The sequence below is a fragment of the Streptomyces sp. NBC_01116 genome (genome assembly GCF_041435495.1).
Lineage (GTDB): Bacteria > Actinomycetota > Actinomycetes > Streptomycetales > Streptomycetaceae > Streptomyces.
Genome location: NZ_CP108644.1, coordinates 2,973,833 through 2,990,590 on the forward strand (window position 1 = coordinate 2,973,833; position 16,758 = coordinate 2,990,590).

Consider the following 16,758-nt stretch of genomic DNA (forward strand, 5'->3'; position numbering starts at 1 on the left):
CCGCACCTGAACCGCGCGCCGCCCGGTCGTTCACGCCACCTCGTCCTGGGCATCGCACGCCGCCGGGCCGTTCACGCCACCTCGTCCCGGGCGTCGCGCCGCCTCCTGGCGGTCAGCGCCAGGTGCGTCACCAGGCCCAGGACGAGGCCCCAGCAAGCGGATCCGACACCGCCCAGGGTGACGCCCGAGGCCGTGGTGAGGAAGGTGACCACCGCCGCGTCCCGGCCCCGCTCGTCCGCCACCGCCTGGGCGAGGCTCGTGGAGAACGTGGCGAGCAGGGCGATGCCCGCTATGACGGCGATGAGTTCGGGCGGCAGCGCGGCGAACAGCCCGACGAGGGCCGCTCCGCAGACGCCCGCCAGCAGGTAGAAGACGCCGCACGCCAGACCGGCCACATAGCGGCGTCGCGGGTCGCGGTGGGCCTCTTCGCCCGTGCTGATCGCGGCCGTGATCGCCGCCAGGTTGACGGCGTGACCGCCCAGCGGTGCGAGCGCCGTCGAGGCGAGCCCGGTGGCGGTGATGAGCAGCCGGTCGTTCGGACGGTAGCCGCAGGCCGCCAGCACTCCGAGCCCCGGCGCGTTCTGCGAGGCCATCGTCACCACGGCCAGCGGGACGGCCAGGCCCACCACCGCCGCACCGGTGAACTCCGGTGCCGTGAACACGGGAAGGGTCAGCCCGACGTCGACGGACGAGGCGTGGATGCCCGGGGCGACGACGGTGGCGAGCACGGCCGCGACCAGGGCCCAGGCCACCGCGTATCTCGGCGATCGCTGCTTGACGGTCAGGTAGACGGCCAGGGAGGCCAGGACCGGGAGCGGCGCACCGTCCAGCGCCGAGAACAGGTCGACGCCGAAGGAGAACAGCACGCCCGCCAGCATGGCCGCCACGATTCCGGGCGGTACGCGGCGCATGACCCGCCCGAAGACGCCCGTCAGGCCGACCAGCGCCATGAGGAGACCGCTGACCAGGAAGGCCCCGATGGCCTGCGGGTACGTGTAGTCCCCGAGGCTGCCGACGAGGACCGCCGCGCCCGGCGTCGAGAACGCGGTGATCACCGGCATCCTGGTCCACCAGCTGAGCGCGGCGCACGTCACGCCGCTGCCCACGCACGCCGCCCACACCCAGGACGCGGTCTGCTCGTCGGTCAGGTGGCCGGCGGACGCCGCCGCGAGAACCACGAGGAGGGGGCCGGAGCACGAGACCACGACGGTGATCAGGCCCGCGAGGACGGCGGAGAGGGAGGCGTCCGCCAGGAGCCCGCGCCGCCCGGACGCCGCCCGGACGCCCTCGCCCCGGGCCCCGGCGTTCCCGGTCACCGCGTCCGGGGCGCCCGCGGCCCGGGTTCCCGCACCGGTTCCGGTCACCGCATCCGGGGCTTCCGCGGCCCGGGTCCCGGCACCGGTTCCGGTCCGCGTACCCGTGTCCGGCCCGGGCGCCTCGTCCGTGTCGTCCTCGGCGCCCTGTTCGGCCGTGGCCATCGTGTCCCTCTCCCCGTCTCGTCTCCCCGCGGCTCCGCCGTCCCCGCCGCTCCTACTCCGGCCGCTGCGCCACAGCGGCGAGCCGCGCGACGCCCTCGGCGAACTCCTCGCCGCCCAGGGCCTGGAACGGCAGCCGGAGGAACACCGTTCCGGACGGCGGCGCCGAGTCCGCGGGATAGAACGCCGAGCCGCGAGTGAGGGCGATGCCCTCGTCGGCCGCCGCCGCGAGGAACTTCTCCTCCGGGGACCGTACCGGCAGGTGCACGCTGATGTAGTAGCCGCCCTCGGGCACGCACAGCGCGACGTCGCCGAGCGACTTCCGCACCGCCTCGACCGCCGCGTCGTGCCGCGGCCGCAGCAGGTCGCGGACCTCGTCGATGTTCCGCCGGACCAGGCCGCTCGCGAAGGCGCGTGCCGCGACCGCCTGGAGCAGCGGGGCCGGCGAGAGGTAGGTGCTCTCCGCGAGTGCCGCCAGGGCCCTCGGCGTACCGGGCGCGCCGATGACGTAACCGACGCGCAGTCCCGGGCTGAGGACCTTGCTCAGCGAGCCGATGGTCAGCACCCGGGCACCGTCGACGGAGTCCGCCAGCTCACCGAGGAGCGTGGGGGCCGTGCCGGCGAAGCGGAGTTCCCGGTACGGGATGTCCTCCAGGATCGTGAATCCGAACTCCGCCGAGAGCCGCACCAGTTCGCGCCGCTTCTCCTCGCTCGTCGTCACCCCGGCGGGATTCTGGAAGTCCGGGATCACATAGACGAACGCGGGCACCTCCGCCTGGAGGCGTTCGCGCAGGACGTCCAGGTCGAGGCCGTCGTGCCGCAGGGGTATCCCGGACACCTGCCCCCCGTGCCGCTCGAAGATCTGGACGGCGCGGTCGTACGTCGGCGCCTCCGCGAGGACCTTCTTGCCGGGTGCGTCCTTGAGGAGGTGGGCGGCGAGCAGGTCGAGGGCCTGGAGCGAGCCGTTGGTGACGAAGACCCGGTCGGGGTCGACGGTGTGGAACAGGCCGAGCTGGTCGCGGAGTTCGCGGTCGCCGGTGTGGTGGCCGATGGGCGCGTACTGGAAGACGCGGTCCGGTTCGGAGGCCAGGATCGAACCTGTCAGCTCGGCGATGGCGGCGGACGGGATCGCTTCGAGCGGAGGGATGCCACGCGAGAAGTGGACGGTCGCGGAAGACGCTGAGGTCGCAGCGGTCACTGAGAAGGCTCCTTGCCAAGTACCGGATGGAGAGGGCTCGTTCGAGGGTGGCGCGTACGCCTCACCGCGCCGCCGTGCTCGTGGTTCCGCGGGCGTCGACGGCGAAGTCGGCACCGATGTCGGCGACGGAGTCCGCGCCGAGCTGGAGCAGCGTGTCCTCGATCTCGCCCCTGAGGAGGTCGAGGACCGCTTCCACGCCCTGCTGTCCGGCCAGGCCGAGGCCCCAGAGGTAGGGGCGGCCGATGCACACCGCGTCCGCGCCGTACGCGAGGGCCTTGACGACGTGGACGCCGGAGCGGATGCCGCCGTCCATGAGGACCAGGCCGCGGCCGTCGACGGCGGCCGCCACCTGCTCCAGGGCGAACAGGCTGGGTACCGCGCCGTCGAGCTGGCGGCCGCCGTGGTTGGAGACGATGACGCCGTCGAGGCCCAGGGCGACGCAGCGTTCGGCGTCCTCGGCCCGCAGGATGCCCTTGACCACGATCGGCAACCGCGTACGGGACCGGATCCATTCCAGGTCGTCCCAGGTCAGCGGCAGGCGTTCGATGCGCGCGCCGTCCGGGATGTCGCCGGTGAGCACGCCCAGCGCGCGCAGATTGCCGAAGTCGACGTTCGCGGGGGTACGGAAGCCCGCGCGCCGGGTGCTGATGCGGCGGGCCGCGTAGCTGGCGTCGACCGTGACCACGAGCGCGGTCGCGCCGGCGTCCTCCGCCAGGGCGATCGTCGCGGCGACGTCGTCGCGGGACCGGTAGGCGTAGAGCTGGAACCAGCTGTCGCTGCCGACCGCGCCGGTCACCCGGGAGATGGCGTAGTGGCTGTCGGTGCTGACGATCGACACGGTGCCCGTCGACTCGGCGGCGCGGGCGGTCGCGATCTCGGCGTCCTCGTGGAGGAGGCGCTGCGGGCTCGTCGGGGCGAGCAGGACGGGCAGCGCGAGCCGCTGCCCGAGGACGGTCACCGAGGTGTCGGGCTTGACGCCCGTCCCGCCGAGGGCGCGGGGGCGCAGCCAGACCTGGTCGAAGGCCTCCGCGTTGGCACGGACCGTGAGCTGGGTGTCGGCGCCGCCCGCCACGTACGCCCAGGAAGCGGCGTCGAGAACGGACGCGGCGGCCTGCTCGTAATCGGTCAGGGTCAGCAGACCGGATAATTCCCTTGCCATGGATCCTCTTCCGTCGTCGGATGAATTTCCGTCAGGCGAACTGGTCGAATCCCATTTTGGCCACCATTCCGGTGACCACCAGGACCAGGACGACCCGGACGAATCCGGATCCCCTTTTCATTGCGGTGCGCGACCCGATCATCGCGCCGGCGATATTTCCCACGGCCATGCCCAGACCGAGGGCCCACAGGACGTTTCCCTGCCAGGCGAAGACCGCGAGGGCCCCCAGATTGGAGGAGGCGTTGATCACCTTCGCCATGGCCGCGCTTTCCAGGAACTGCGTCGCGAGGAGCGTGGTGAAGGAAATGATGAGGAAGGTACCGACGCCGGGCCCGAAAACCCCGTCGTAGAAACCGATGCCGACGCCCGCGATGAGAATGGCCGCATTACGGCGGCGCGGGGTCACGACGATGTCCGACTTCTGGACCCCGAAACTCGGCCGGAAGGCCACGAAGAGGGCCACCGTGATGAGGAGGCCCATGATGACGGGCCGGAAGTAGCTCGTCGGGACGCTCGACGCGGACAGCGCGCCGAGCGCGCCGAAGGGGACCGCGAGCCCGGCGGCCGGCAGCAGGACCGAACGGTCCAGCTTGGTGCGCCGCTGGTACATGTACGCGGCGGTCGCGGTGCCCATGACCGCCGCGATCTTATTCGTGCCCAGCGCCACCGCCGGCGCATACCCGGGAAAGGCCAGCAGGAGCACCGGGATGAGCAGCACCCCGCCACCGCCGACCACCGCGTCCACCCAGCCGGCCGCTGTCGCGGCGACGAGCAGGCCGAGCACTTCGTACAGTTCCACTCTTCCTCATTCACGTGACATGGCCCCGGCTCCCGGGGCCGGGTCCTGTCGCCGCCGGGTCAGACGACCCCGCGGATCTCCGTCATCGCCGGCAGCACCCGCGGGTGCCGCATCATGCGCTGGGCCCACAGCGGGGCGCTGCGCAGGGAGTAGAACCGGCGCAGCCAGCGGTCCTGGCCGTCGTAGCGGGGGGTGAACGCGGTGCGGCCGTGGACCACGACGTGGTTGTCCAGGACGACGAGGTCACCCGGAGCGAGCACCAGGTCGTGGCAGACCTGCTCCAGGGCCGAGGCCAGGGCCCGCAGCGCGGCCTGCGCCCGGGGGTGGTCGCCCGCGGTGTTGTGCGAGTTGAAGCGCATGAACGGGCGGCCGGCCGGGCCGAAGATCACCGGGTGAGGGCCGGCCGAGGGGCGGGGGCCCGGGATGTTCCGGGTGAACGAGGTCGGGTAGAGGCTGTGGAACTGCGGCTTCCGCAGCTCCGCCAGCTCGCCGTCCGTCAGCAACGGCAGCGCGTCGCGCACGGAGGAGACGCGGGTCGCGGCGATCTGCTCGTGGTCCTGGCGCAGGCAGAGCAGGCCCAGGTAGTCGGGCCGGAGCGGATGGTGCACGTTCTCGGTGTGGAAGTCGAAGGCGACCGATCCGCTGTTCTCGATCCGGCTCTCCTCGCCGCGCACGGGATGCACGTCGTGGAAGAGCGCGCCCGATTGCTCGTCCTGATATCCGGTCAGCGAGCCGAGGAGGTCCGCGACGAGGACGAGGGTTCCGTTGGTCGGGTGACCGTCGAGGACATGGGCCTCGTGTGCCTGCGGGGTCTTCGGCAGTTCTCCCACCGGAACTCCGCGCAGCAAGCAGTATCCGTTGGATTCCACGTCTGCGGCGAAATCCAGGACCATTCTTCGCATTCCTTCGGGGAGGTCCATGAGGAGCCCCGATACGACGATGGGTATCGAGTCCGATAAGCGTGCGGCGAGGGAGGACAACTCGCCTACTTTCTCCGCCTCCGACTCGCTCAATCGGTAGTCGTTCAGAGCCTGGATAACCATTCCCATGATTCCTCACCGATATCCGCGTGCTGGATTTAGCATTACGGTCGGAAACTTATCCTGCGCCGATTCTCTCCGTCAACAATCGGTTTCGGACAGTGACGACTTTGGTTAACGGGCCCGACATCGGTGAGGTATTGCACGGATAGCCGTGACACCATGCAAAGCGCGGCAAACCACCCCTCCGGGCCAGGGGTGCGCGTTCGGCCGCTCCCTCCCGTTCACCGACCTGAGCTGCCTCTATGGCTCCAGATGACCGGGAGATGAACGGCCCGTACGGCCCCGCCGGACATCCTCGGGACCGCGCCACAGAGATCACGAAGGGCTCCTGGGGGCCATTTCCCGCCACCCGAATCGACGGCGACAGCGGTGGTGACAGGTGTGAATGGGGTCACATCAGGCCGCGAGGAAGGCCGCCATCTCCCCGTACACCGCAGCCGTGTTGTCCAGGTGGGCGTCGTGACCGGCCCCCGGAACCACACCGATCCGGGTCCCCCGGTGCCTGGCTCGCATCCGGTCCGCCTCGTCCGGCTTCATCGTGCCGTTCTCACCCCGCACCACCAGCACCGGGCAGCGCACCCGGTCCCAGTCGTCCCAGAAGTGCCGCTGCGCGTTCTCCCGGACGGTGGCCACCATCACGTCCCGGTCGACGCGGGGGTGCAGACCGCCGGGGCCCGGCACGAGCCCCGCCGCCCACGCCCGGCCCGCCGGCCCGCCACCGAAGAACGCCTCGGCCGCCTCCGCGTCCGGGAACGGCACCGGCCACGCGTCGAGCCAGTCCCCTATCTCCTGCGGCAGTCGTGGACTCGGCCCCGCCGGACCCGCCTCGATCAGGACCAGCGCGCGGCACACCTCCGGGTGGGCCGCCGCCGTCAGCAGCGCGGTGAGGCCGCCCATCGACTGGCCGACCAGGACCGTGTCCTCCCCGGCCAGACCGAACCGGTGCGCGACGGCGAGGACATCGCGCACATGTGCCGCCCGCGTCACGTCCCCGGGGCGGCGGGTGCTCGCACCACTGCCCCGGGCGTCGAAGGCGACCACGCGGTGCGTGGCGGCGAACCGGGCCGCCAGCGCCTCCCACTCCCCGGAATGCCCGGCCAGGCCGTGCAGCAGGAGCAGGGGCGGGCCGTCGCCCCCGTGGTCGGTGCAGAAGAGCCGTACGGGACCGGCCGCGCCCGCCGCTTCACCGTCCTCGACCGTCACCGTCTTCGTGACCGCTCCCACCCGGCACCCCCCGTTTCGCCGTGATGCCGTACCGCCCGTCGGCCGGATCGTCCCCGACGCTAGCCTCGGAGAGAAGAGCGGACCACGGATATGCGGGCCCCCGGTACGAGGGCCCCGGATATGCGGGCGCCCTCAGGTATCCCGACGGCTGACAGGAAGCGATGGTGGCGGCGATGACGAAGGTTCCGGCAGCGGCAGTGGCGGCGAGCGGGCTCGTCGGGGGTTACGGCATCGCCCGGTGGACCAAGAAGCGTCCGCTCGGCGGCGTGGCGCTCGCCGCCGCCGGATCCGTCGCCGCGTACGAGTGGAACCGCCAGGCCGGGCCCCGAGCCGCCGCCGGGCTGACCGTCGCCTACGTCGCCGCCTTCGCCGGATCGCACCCGCTCGCCAAGAAGGTCGGCGCGTGGCCCGCCGTCTTCGCCGTCGCGGGCGGCGTGGCCGCCGCGTCCTGGGCCGTCACCCGGCGCGTCACCAACGACTGAGCCGCCCGCCGGCCCGCCGGCCGCCCGGCCGTGCAACGGCTCAGCCGCTCAACCCGCCCAGCCCCCCGGCCCCTCAGCCGGTCAGCCGGTCAGCCGGTCAGCCGGTCAGCCGGTCAGCGCGTGCGACACCGTGTAGATCGCCAGGCCCGCCAGCGCGCCGACCACCGTGCCGTTGATCCGGATGAACTGGAGGTCGCGGCCGATGTGCGCCTCGATCTTCTTCGAGGTCTGGTCCGCGTCCCAGCCCGCCACCGTCTCGCTGATCAGCGAGGTGATCTCCGCGCGGTACGTCGTCACGACGTACACCGCGGCGTCCTCCAGCCAGCCGTCCAGCTTGCCCTGGAGCCGTTCGTCGCTCGACAGTCGCGCACCCAGCGACATCAGCGAGGCGCGCGCCCGCAGGCGCAGTTCGCTGCGCTCGTCCTCCGCCGCCGAGAGGATCATCGTCCGTACGGAGGACCAGGCGGAGGCGATGACGTCCTGGACCTCGCCGCGGCCCAGGATCTCCGACTTCAGCCGCTCCACCCGGGCCCGGGTGTCGGCGTCGCTCTGGAGGTCGGACGCGAAGTCGGTCAGGAACGTGTCGATCGAGCCGCGCGCCGGGTGCTCCGGCATGTCCCGCATCTCCGTGACGAACCGCAGCAGTTCCTTGTAGACCCGCTCCCCCACCCGCTTGTCCACGAACCGCGGCGTCCAGCCGGGGGCTCCGCCCTGCACCGCGTTCATCACCGAGTCGCCGTGCTCCACCAGCCAGTCGTGCGCCCGTACGCAGACGAGGTCGACGACCTTGCGGTGGCCGCCGTCCGTGACGACCTTCTCCAGCATCTTGCCGAGGCCCGGACCGACCTCCACCGCGTCCGCGCGCCGGGTGATGGCCTCGCCGACCACCGCCTGCACATCGGAATCCCGAAGGACCGTCAGCGCCCCGCGCAGGGCGGTCGCCAGCTCGGCGGTGACCCGGTCGGCGTGGGCCGGCTCCGCGAGCCACACACCGAGCCTCCGACCGACCCCCAGAGCGTGAATTCGGTCACGAATGACGTCTCCGGAGAGAAAGTTCTCGCCAACGAAGGAACCGAGGGACTGTCCTAGCTGATCCTTCTTGGTGGGGATGATGGCTGTGTGCGGAATGGGCAGGCCGAGCGGGTGCCGGAAGAGCGCCGTCACGGCGAACCAGTCCGCCAGCGCACCCACCATCCCCGCCTCGGCAGCCGCCGCGACGTAGCCCGGCCAGCCCCCCACGCCTGAGTTCTTCGCCCAGGTGGCCAGGACGTAGACGAGCGCGACGAGCAGAAGGAGGCCGGTGGCCGTGAGTTTCATGCGCCGTACGCCGCGCTGTTTCTCCTCGTCGGCGGCGGTGTACGCGAACGAGGCCAGCGGGCCCGCGCCCGCCCTCGGCCCGCGTGTCCGCTCCGACGGCCCCTCTGCCGGCTCCGCCGGGTCCTGCGACTGCTGCAACTCCTGCACCGCGTCCTCGCCCTGTCCCTGCTCGCCGGATCCGGTCCGTTCCATCCGCTCCACCCGTCCGCGTGCGCCTCGCCCCCGTGACGTACGCATTGTCCCTACCTCCCCTACTCCCGGGCCGCACGTCGAGTTCCCGACGGCCTGTCGCATCATGGGACCAGCACGATCATCACAAGGAGAACCACCGCACATGCCCAGGCGCCAGGGGTATGCCCTGCTCATCGCCCTAGTGGCGGGCACAGCCGTGCTCGCCGCCGCCGTCGCCTTCGCTACGACGCTGCTCTCCGGCCCCCGGTCGGCACCGCTCCCGCCCTCCGAGACGCAGGCCGCGGCCCGTAACCCGGTCGACCCCGCCACCTCGGGCGGCAAGTGGGTCGCCACCTGGGCCGCCGCGCCCGTCGGCGCCGAACCGGGCACCGAGGACGGACTGCCCGGGCGCACCATCCGTAACGTCGTGCACACCAGCATCGGCGGAGAGGTCGCCCGCATCACCCTGTCGAACCTCTTCGGCACGGGCCCCCTGGTCATCGACCAGGCCACCGTCAACACCCGGCCGGTGACCTTCAAGGGCGACGCAGCCGTCACCGTCGCGGCGGGCGGACAGGTCATCAGCGACCCGGTCGTCGTGCCCGTGGCCCCCGACTCCGACCTCCAGGTCAGCTTCCGCACCCCGCGCGCGGGCGGACCGGTCACCTACCACCCCTACACGCACCAGACCTCGTACCTGATCAACGAACGCGGCACCTGGTCCACCACCAACTGGCGCTACCTGACCGCCGTGGACGTCCGCACCGTGAACGCGCGCGGCGCGATCGTCGCCATCGGGGACTCCCTGACCGCGGGCAGCGGCTCCACCACCGACGCCAACGCCCGCTGGACCGACGTCCTCGCCGACCGGCTGGGCGGCCGGTACGGGGTCGCCAACGCGGGCATCGCGGGCAACCGGGTCGTGGGCATCGGCCGCGGCACCGGGGGCCAGTCCGGCACCGACCGCTACGACCGCGACGTCCTGGCGGTCGCCGGGGCCCGGACGGTCGTCGTGGCGCTCGGCATCAACGACGTACAGCAGTACCCGCAGGAGGCCGACCCGCAGCGCATCGTGGACAGCCTGCGCGCCCTCACCGACCGGGCGCACGCCCGCGGACTGACGGTCGTCGGCGCGACGCTGACCCCGTTCGAGGGCTTCGCCACCTGGACGCCCCAGCGCAACGCCGTGCGCCAGGCGGTCAACGAGCAGATCCGGGCGGGCACGGTCTTCGACGCGTACGTGGACTTCGACGCGGCGGTACGCGACCCCGCCGCGCCGAACCGGCTCCTCTTCTCGTACGACTCCGGCGACCATCTGCACCTCAACGACGACGGGTACCGCGCACTCGGCGACCGGCTGGACCTCAAGGTCCTGGAGCGGGCGGGCGCCCCCCGGTCCGACGCGCTGTGAGCCGCTGAGGGGAGCCGGGAGGGAGGGCGAAGGGGCCCAAAGGGGCTGCGGGAAGGAGCCGATCCGCCGCATCCGGCGGAACCGGGGCAGGCCGGCCCCGGCCCCGCCCTCTCAGAGTTCCTTGCGGCCGCCGCCCGCCGCGCCGCCGTCCGGGCCCTCCAGCCCACGCCGGTGGCGCGCCTCCCGTTCCGCCTCCTTCGCCTCCTTCAGCCGGCGGCGCTCCGCCTTCGTCCGCTTGCGGTCCACGCCGACGCCGCCCATCAGGGCGAAGCCGGTGATCCGCACGTACGGGGCGTCCCGGGCGGGCTCGCCCTCCTCGCTGGAGCCCTCCCCGAAGTCGCCCATGATGCCGACGCCCCGGACATCGACGTTCAGCTCGGGCGGCGCGGTCACATGGATGCCGCCCATGATCGCGATGCAGCGGATGACGATCTCGCGGTCCTCGAAGTGCGCCTCGCGCAGATCGATCTCGCCGCCGCCCCACAGGGCGAAGGCGGTGAACACCCGGCCGACCGTCCAGCGGCCCTTGCGGTTGAACCCGCCCCACAGGGCGAACGCCCCCTTCGAGGTGGCGTTGCCGCCGATCCTCGCGGGCCAGTTCGCGGCGGAGCCCCGCAGCGGGGCGGGAGCGGACGAGCCGACCGGAGCGACCACCGAGCCCGGCGCCGGAAGGTCCTGGACCAACGGCTCCAACTCCCCGTGCGTGCGGGCCTTGTAGGCCGTTTCGAGGCGCTGGTCGAACTCGTCCATATCCAGTCGGCCCTCGGCCACCGCCTCGCGCAGCAGTTCCGCGATCCGCTCACGTTCGGCATCGGAGGCACGCATGTCCGGACTCTCACTTGTCATACCGCGCAGCCTATTGAACTCACCCGTTCCCGGCACAGACATGCAGGCCCACGACCTGCGCGCGTCGCCCGGGCGCGTGCCCGCCGCGCCACCCCGGACGGGTGCAGGGCGAGTGCCCGTCCCGACGCGCCTGGTGGGTGCCCGTCACGGCGCGGACTCGTACATCCTCGCGATCACGGCCTCGATGTCCGGCTCCCGTACCGACAGATCGACCAGCGGGTAGTCCGCGGCGATCCGCGCCACCAGCGGGGCCGCCGACGCCGCGGCGGGGAACGCCAGCCACTGGCGCGGGCCCTCCACCTTGACCGCCCGCAGGGCCGGTCCACCGCCCGCGCCCTCCGACTCCAGAACGATCGGGGGCAGTTCGCCCTCCAGGTCCACCACGAGCATGCGCTCGCTCTCCCCCACCTCGTGGAGACCCGTCAGCGAACCGTCGTACATCAGTCGGCCGTGGTCGATCACCATCACCCGGTTGCACAGCTGCTCGATGTCGGTGAGGTCGTGCGTCGTCAGCAGGACCGTCGTCCCGCGTTCGGTGTTCAACTCCTTCAGGAACTGCCGCACCTTGGCCTTGGAGATCACATCGAGGCCGATCGTCGGCTCGTCCAGATAGAGCACCTCCGGATCGTGCAGCAGCGCCGCCGCGATGTCGCCGCGCATCCGCTGCCCCAGCGAGAGCTGCCGTACGGGAACGTCCAACAGCTCGCCCAGGTCGAGGAGTTCGACGCACCGGTCCAGGTTCTCCCGGTAACGCCGGTCGGGGATGCGGTACATGCGGTGCATCAGCCGGTACGAGTCGCGCAGCGGCAGGTCCCACCAGAGAGTGGTCCGCTGGCCGAAGACGACACCGATGCGGTGGGCCAGGCGCGTACGTTCGCGGGAGGGGTCGATGCCCGCGACCCGCAGCCGGCCGCCGCTCGGGGTGAGGATGCCCGTCAGCATCTTGATCGTGGTCGACTTCCCGGCCCCGTTCGGGCCGATGTAGCCGACCATCTCGCCGCGCGCGACCTGGAAGCTGATGCCGTCCACCGCCCGCACCTCACGGCGCTCGCGGCGCAGCAGTCCGGTGCGGCGGCGGACCTGGAAGACCTTCTCGACGCCGTCGAGCGTGATGAAGCCGTCGCCCGCACCCCCGCGCCCGCCGTCGATGCCCGTGCGCGTGGTCGTGCGCGTGGTCGTGCGCGTGGTCGTGTCCGTGTCCGTGGTCGTGCGCGTGGTCGTGTCCGTGGTCGTGGTCGTCTCTGCGCCCACACCTGCGCCCGTGTCCGCGCCCGTGGCCGCGTCCGCACCTGTGTCCGTACCGTCACCCATGCCCGAGCCCTCTTCCGTCATCGTTCCCGCTCAACTGCCCGTGCTCCGGTACGCCCGCAGCCCCGTCCGCCACGCGAGCCCCGCCAGCGCCCAGCAGGCCACCGCCACCAGCGGCGGCAGGAACGCCACCCACTCCGGCAGATCGACCGGGTACTCCCGGTCCAGCACGTACAGCGCGGGCAGCCAGCTGACGAAGGCCAGCGGCACCACGAACGTCACCCCGCGCACGAGGTCCTTCGCGAAGATCGTGGGCGGGTACTGAAGCAGCGTCGTCCCGCCGTACGTGAAGGAGTTCTGGACCTCCGAGGCGTCCTGCGCGACGAACTGGAACGCCGCCCCCGCGACGAAGATCGCCCCGAAGATCGCCGCACCGCTCACCACCATCATCGGCAGCATCAGCACCTTCAGCGGCGTCCACGCGATGTCCAGGGAGACCAGCGCGTAGCCCAGGACCAGCAGCCCCTGCGTGATCCGCCCCAGCCGGCGCAGCGCGAACCGGTCCGCCGCGACCTGCGCCAGCACCGGGACCGGCCGCACCAGCAGGGTGTCGAGCGTCCCGTCCCGGACCCGGCGGCCCACCCGGTCCATCGAGCCCAGCAGCAGATCGCACAGCCCGAACGCGGTGGCCGACAGCCCGTACAGCAGGGCGATCTCGGGCAGGGTGTAGCCGCCCAGCGCGTCGACGTGCGTGAACATCAGCAGGATCGTCGCGAAGTCGAAGGCCGTCACCGCGAAGTCCCCGAACAACGTCATGGCGAACGAGGCCCGGTACGCCATCGTCGAGCGCACCCACATCGCCATGATCAGCCCGTACGCCCGGACGCCCTCCAGCAGCCGGGGCCGCTCCGGGAACGGGAAGTCCTCCGACGCCTCCGGCACCGGGACCTTCTCGGCCGCGGCCACCACGCTCTCAGCCACCCTGCACCACCACCCTCCTGGTCGCGGCGGTCTGCAGCAGACGGCCCGCCAGCAGCAGCACCACCGCCCAGCCGCCCTGGAACGCGTACGCCTCCACCAGCCCCCACCCCGCGTGCTTGCCGAGGAACACATCGGCCGGGACCTGGAGCAGCGAGGACCACGGCAGCATCCGCGCCACCTCCCCCAGCAGCCCGGGGAACAGGTTCAGCGGCAGCAGCATCCCGGAGAAGAACAGCCCGGCCAGCGACACGATCCGCATCGCGCCCGCCCCGTCCATCAGCCAGAACGCCGACATCGCGACCAGATAGCGCAGCGCGAAGCTGACCACCACACCCAGGAACACCGAGACGAAGAACGCCGGCCAGGTCCACAGCGATCCCGGGAGCGCCAGATCGAAGGCGAGCGCCCCCAGGAACATCGGTACGACACCGCGCCCCAGCAGGTGGAACGCCGCCCGGCCCAGGTCCCCCGCCAGCCACCAGAGCTGGAGGTCGACCGGACGGTACAGGTCGACGGCGATGTCCCCCGTACGGATACGCTCCGTCAACTCGTCCTCGAAGCCGCCGCCCATCATGGCGCAGGCCATCAGCAGGGCCTGCCCGAGCCAGACGTAGGTCAGCGCCTGGGACGTGTCGTACCCGCCGAGCTGTGGACGCGCGTCCCACAGGGCGATGTAGGTGTACGCGACGATGAAGCCGAAGACCGTGTTGGTGAACACCCCCGCGGCCGTAGCCGTCCGGTAGGTGGCGTAGCGCCGGAACGCACCCCCCGCCACCACCGCATAGAGCCGCACGTCCGTCCCCTCTCCCTCGCCCCCACCGGCTCCCGACACCAAAGCGCACGAGCCTAGTGCAGACGCCCCGGCCCCCGCGACCGTGTTTTCGGGACCGCGATGACGACCGGTGGAGGGAACGACCCGGGGAGAACCGAAGGTTTCCGGACGAAACGGGCACTATGGGAGAACTGACCACGCCCGAGGAGCCCCACGGACATGAGCGACGAGTCACAGCACTGGGCCCCCCGCGACCCCTCGGGCGCGGCGGCCGCACCCGGGAGCCACCCGGGAGAGCCGCCGGGGAACAGCGGGAAGAACCGGAAGGACCGCAAGGACCGCAAGGACCGCAAGGAGCGGCGCACCGGCTGGCGGCGCGCCATCCCCACCTGGCGGATGACGCTCGGCACCGTCCTCGGCCTCGCCCTCCTCCTCGGCGCCGGCGTCTTCGCCGCCTACCGGCTCATCGACATCCCGGCCGCCAACGCGGCGGCCACCGCCCAGTCCAACGTCTACCTCTACCGCGACGGCAGCGTCATCGCCCGGGACGGCGACGTGAACCGGGAAAAGGTCAAGCTCTCCCAGGTCCCCCCGACCGTCCGGCAAGCGGTCCTGGCCGCCGAGGACCGGGACTTCTACTCCGACGACCGCGCCGTGGATGTGAAGGCGATGGTCCGGGCCGGCTGGAACACCGTGACCGGCAAGGGCAAGCAGGGCGGCTCGACGATCACCCAGCAGTACGTGAAGAACTACTACCTCGGCCAGGAACGCACCGTCCTGCGCAAGGCCAAGGAAGCCATCATCGCGGTCAAGCTCAACCGCGAGGAGACCAAGGACCAGATCTTCGAGGGCTACCTCAACACCAGCTACTTCGGGCGCAACGCCTACGGCATCCAGGCCGCCGCCCAGGCGTACTACGGCAAGAACGTCGAGGAGCTCACCACCGCCGAAGGCGCCTACCTCGCCTCCCTCCTGAACGCCCCCAGCGCCTACGACGTCGTCGCCAACCCCGGCAACAGGCCCGCCGCCCAGCGCCGCTGGGACTACGTCCTGGACGGCATGGTCAAGGAGGACTGGCTCGACGCGGCCGAACGGGCGACGACGGACTTCCCCACCCCCGGCGAGGCCAAACCGTCGACCGGACTCTCCGGACAGCGCGGCTACATCGTGCAGGCCGTCGAGGACTACCTGGACCGGCGCGGCATCCTCGACGAGAAGACCCTCGCCACCGGCGGCTACCGCATCACCACGACCCTCGACAAGCCCAAGCAGGACGCCTTCGTCAAGGCCGTCGACGCCAACGTGATGTCCAGGACCAGCGCCGAACGCAAGGCCGACCGCAACGTCCGCGTCGGCGGGGCCTCGATCGTCCCCGCCACCGGCGAGGTCGTCGCCCTGTACGGCGGCATCGACTACACGAAGCAGTACGTCAGCAACGCGACCCGCCGCGACTACCAGGTCGGCTCCGTCTTCAAGCCGTTCGTCCTCACCTCCGCCTTCGTCAACGACTCCACCACCCAGGACGGCGAACGCATCACGCCCAACACCGTCTACGACGGCGACAACAAACGGATGGTCGTCGGCGTGCAGGGTCCCACCGACTACGCCCCCGCCAACGAGGACGACGTCGACTACGGCGACATCACCGTGCGCACCGCCACCGACAAGTCCGTCAACTCCGTCTACGCGCAGATGGCCCAGGACGTCGGCCCCGGGAAGGTCCGGGACACCGCGGTCGCCCTCGGCATCCCCGACGACACCCCCGACCTCACTGCCTCCCCCTCCATCGCGCTCGGCCCCGCCAACGCCAGCGTCCTGGACATGGCCGAGGCATACGCCACCCTCGCCGACCACGGCCGGCACGGCCGTCACGTCCTCGTCGGGAAGGTCACCAAGGACGGCGCGGAGATCCAGCTGCCCGAGCGCACGACCGACCAGGCCGTCAGCCGAGAGGCCGCCGACACCACCACCGCCGTGCTGCGCAGCGTCGTGGAGGGCGGCACCGGCGCCGCCGCCCAGGCCGTGGGGCGCCCCGCCGCGGGCAAGACCGGCACCGCGGAGGAGGACCGGGCCGCCTGGTTCGCCGGGTACACCCCGGACCTCGCGACCGTCGTCGCCGTGATGGGCCAGAACCCGGACACGGGCGCCCAGACCCCGCTGTACGGAGCCTTCGGCCTGCCCCGCGTCAACGGCGGCGGCGCCCCGGCCGAGACCTGGGCCGCCTACACGGAAGCGGCGCTGCGCTCCTCCCCGGCCCAGGAGTTCGAGCTGGAGACGGCGCCCGGCTCCGACGAGGAGGACGAACCCCGGCCCGACGAGAGCCCCGACGGCAGCACGGACCCGTCCTCCTCGTCCGAACCCGCCACCACGCCCTCCGGCGCCACGGAGAGCGACCCGGCCGGCAGCAGCCCGCCCACGTCCGGCACGGACACCGGCGGGACGGACGGGACGGGCGGCACAGGTGACGCCGACGGCGGAACGAACGACACCGCCGGCGCCACGGGCGGCACCGGCGGTGACGGTGGGTGATGGTGACAGCCGGGGCGGCCACGGCTCCCTCGCGGGCCTCCGCGACCCTGGCCCGGTGACACCGGCCACCAGGCCCCGAACAGCCACAGGCCCCGCGGAGCAC

At 71.9% G+C, this 16,758-nt stretch carries 14 protein-coding genes; 3 read left to right on the plus strand and 11 right to left on the minus strand.

Translation table 11 applies throughout. The features are described 5' to 3' along the window. Window positions 1–71: 71 nt before the first annotated feature. From OG245_RS12930 to OG245_RS12955, 6 genes are all read right to left on the minus strand, one after another. Complete coding sequence (locus OG245_RS12930; RefSeq protein WP_371623667.1) at window positions 72–1,478, minus strand: benzoate/H(+) symporter BenE family transporter; 1,407 nt, start codon at window positions 1,476–1,478, stop codon at window positions 72–74. 52 nt (window positions 1,479–1,530) lie between these two features. Next, window positions 1,531–2,673, minus strand: coding sequence for a PLP-dependent aminotransferase family protein (locus OG245_RS12935; RefSeq protein ID WP_371623668.1), 1,143 nt, complete (start codon window positions 2,671–2,673; stop codon window positions 1,531–1,533). Window positions 2,674–2,734: 61 nt separating this feature from the next. Next, window positions 2,735–3,832: an alpha-hydroxy acid oxidase gene (locus tag OG245_RS12940; RefSeq protein ID WP_371623669.1), complete on the minus strand. Its 1,098-nt coding sequence runs from the start codon at window positions 3,830–3,832 to the stop codon at window positions 2,735–2,737. 31 nt (window positions 3,833–3,863) lie between these two features. Further along, window positions 3,864–4,631 (minus strand): sulfite exporter TauE/SafE family protein, encoded by a 768-nt coding sequence (locus OG245_RS12945; protein ID WP_371623670.1) that lies wholly within the window; start codon window positions 4,629–4,631, stop codon window positions 3,864–3,866. A 59-nt stretch (window positions 4,632–4,690) separates the two neighbouring features. Further along, window positions 4,691–5,524, minus strand: a complete 834-nt coding sequence (locus tag OG245_RS12950) for a TauD/TfdA family dioxygenase (protein WP_371623671.1) — start codon at window positions 5,522–5,524, stop codon at window positions 4,691–4,693. A gap of 546 nt (window positions 5,525–6,070) precedes the next feature. Further along, window positions 6,071–6,898 carry an alpha/beta fold hydrolase gene (locus OG245_RS12955; protein ID WP_371623672.1) on the minus strand — a complete coding sequence of 276 codons (828 nt, stop codon included), beginning with the start codon at window positions 6,896–6,898 and terminating at the stop codon, window positions 6,071–6,073. Between the two features lie 173 nt (window positions 6,899–7,071). On the opposite strand from OG245_RS12955, the gene OG245_RS12960 reads away from it, so the two are divergent. Then, window positions 7,072–7,380, plus strand: a complete 309-nt coding sequence (locus OG245_RS12960; protein WP_371623673.1) for a hypothetical protein — start codon at window positions 7,072–7,074, stop codon at window positions 7,378–7,380. A 105-nt stretch (window positions 7,381–7,485) separates the two neighbouring features. On the opposite strand, the gene OG245_RS12965 is transcribed toward OG245_RS12960, so the two are convergent. After that, on the minus strand, window positions 7,486–8,889 hold the full coding sequence (locus OG245_RS12965; protein ID WP_371623674.1) for a DUF445 domain-containing protein: 1,404 nt from the start codon (window positions 8,887–8,889) through the stop codon (window positions 7,486–7,488). 142 nt (window positions 8,890–9,031) lie between these two features. On the opposite strand from OG245_RS12965, the gene OG245_RS12970 reads away from it, so the two are divergent. Beyond that, complete coding sequence (locus tag OG245_RS12970; protein WP_371623675.1) at window positions 9,032–10,279, plus strand: SGNH/GDSL hydrolase family protein; 1,248 nt, start codon at window positions 9,032–9,034, stop codon at window positions 10,277–10,279. 111 nt (window positions 10,280–10,390) lie between these two features. On the opposite strand, the gene OG245_RS12975 is transcribed toward OG245_RS12970, so the two are convergent. The 4 genes from OG245_RS12975 to OG245_RS12990 form a co-directional block, all read right to left on the minus strand. Next, window positions 10,391–11,104: a DUF1707 domain-containing protein gene (locus OG245_RS12975; RefSeq protein WP_371623676.1), complete on the minus strand. Its 714-nt coding sequence runs from the start codon at window positions 11,102–11,104 to the stop codon at window positions 10,391–10,393. 165 nt (window positions 11,105–11,269) lie between these two features. Next, window positions 11,270–12,436, minus strand: a complete 1,167-nt coding sequence (locus tag OG245_RS12980; protein WP_371623677.1) for an ATP-binding cassette domain-containing protein — start codon at window positions 12,434–12,436, stop codon at window positions 11,270–11,272. A gap of 30 nt (window positions 12,437–12,466) precedes the next feature. After that, window positions 12,467–13,354 (minus strand): ABC transporter permease, encoded by an 888-nt coding sequence (locus OG245_RS12985; protein WP_371623678.1) that lies wholly within the window; start codon window positions 13,352–13,354, stop codon window positions 12,467–12,469. Continuing rightward, window positions 13,347–14,147 carry an ABC transporter permease gene (locus tag OG245_RS12990; RefSeq protein WP_371623679.1) on the minus strand — a complete coding sequence of 267 codons (801 nt, stop codon included), beginning with the start codon at window positions 14,145–14,147 and terminating at the stop codon, window positions 13,347–13,349. The genes OG245_RS12985 and OG245_RS12990 overlap by 8 nt, the downstream gene beginning before the upstream one ends. A 198-nt stretch (window positions 14,148–14,345) precedes the next feature. On the opposite strand from OG245_RS12990, the gene OG245_RS12995 reads away from it, so the two are divergent. Further along, entirely contained in the window at window positions 14,346–16,655 is a 2,310-nt protein-coding gene (locus OG245_RS12995; protein WP_371623680.1) for a transglycosylase domain-containing protein, read from the plus strand. Window positions 16,656–16,758 lie beyond the last annotated feature (103 nt).

What these genes read in the sequence shown, in the direction of transcription:
- OG245_RS12930 (WP_371623667.1), bottom strand. Translation starts at nt 1,478, where the DNA reads ATGGCCACGGCCGAACAGGGCGCCGAGGACGACACGGACGAGGCGCCC.
- OG245_RS12940 (WP_371623669.1), bottom strand. Translation starts at nt 3,832, where the DNA reads ATGGCAAGGGAATTATCCGGTCTGCTGACCCTGACCGATTACGAGCAG.
- OG245_RS12950 (WP_371623671.1), bottom strand. Translation starts at nt 5,524, where the DNA reads ATGGTCCTGGATTTCGCCGCAGACGTGGAATCCAACGGATACTGCTTG.
- OG245_RS12960 (WP_371623673.1), top strand. Translation starts at nt 7,072, where the DNA reads ATGACGAAGGTTCCGGCAGCGGCAGTGGCGGCGAGCGGGCTCGTCGGG.
- OG245_RS12965 (WP_371623674.1), bottom strand. Translation starts at nt 8,889, where the DNA reads ATGGAACGGACCGGATCCGGCGAGCAGGGACAGGGCGAGGACGCGGTG.
- OG245_RS12970 (WP_371623675.1), top strand. Translation starts at nt 9,032, where the DNA reads ATGCCCAGGCGCCAGGGGTATGCCCTGCTCATCGCCCTAGTGGCGGGC.
- OG245_RS12975 (WP_371623676.1), bottom strand. Translation starts at nt 11,104, where the DNA reads ATGCGTGCCTCCGATGCCGAACGTGAGCGGATCGCGGAACTGCTGCGC.
- OG245_RS12980 (WP_371623677.1), bottom strand. Translation starts at nt 12,436, where the DNA reads ATGGGTGACGGTACGGACACAGGTGCGGACGCGGCCACGGGCGCGGAC.
- OG245_RS12995 (WP_371623680.1), top strand. Translation starts at nt 14,346, where the DNA reads ATGAGCGACGAGTCACAGCACTGGGCCCCCCGCGACCCCTCGGGCGCG.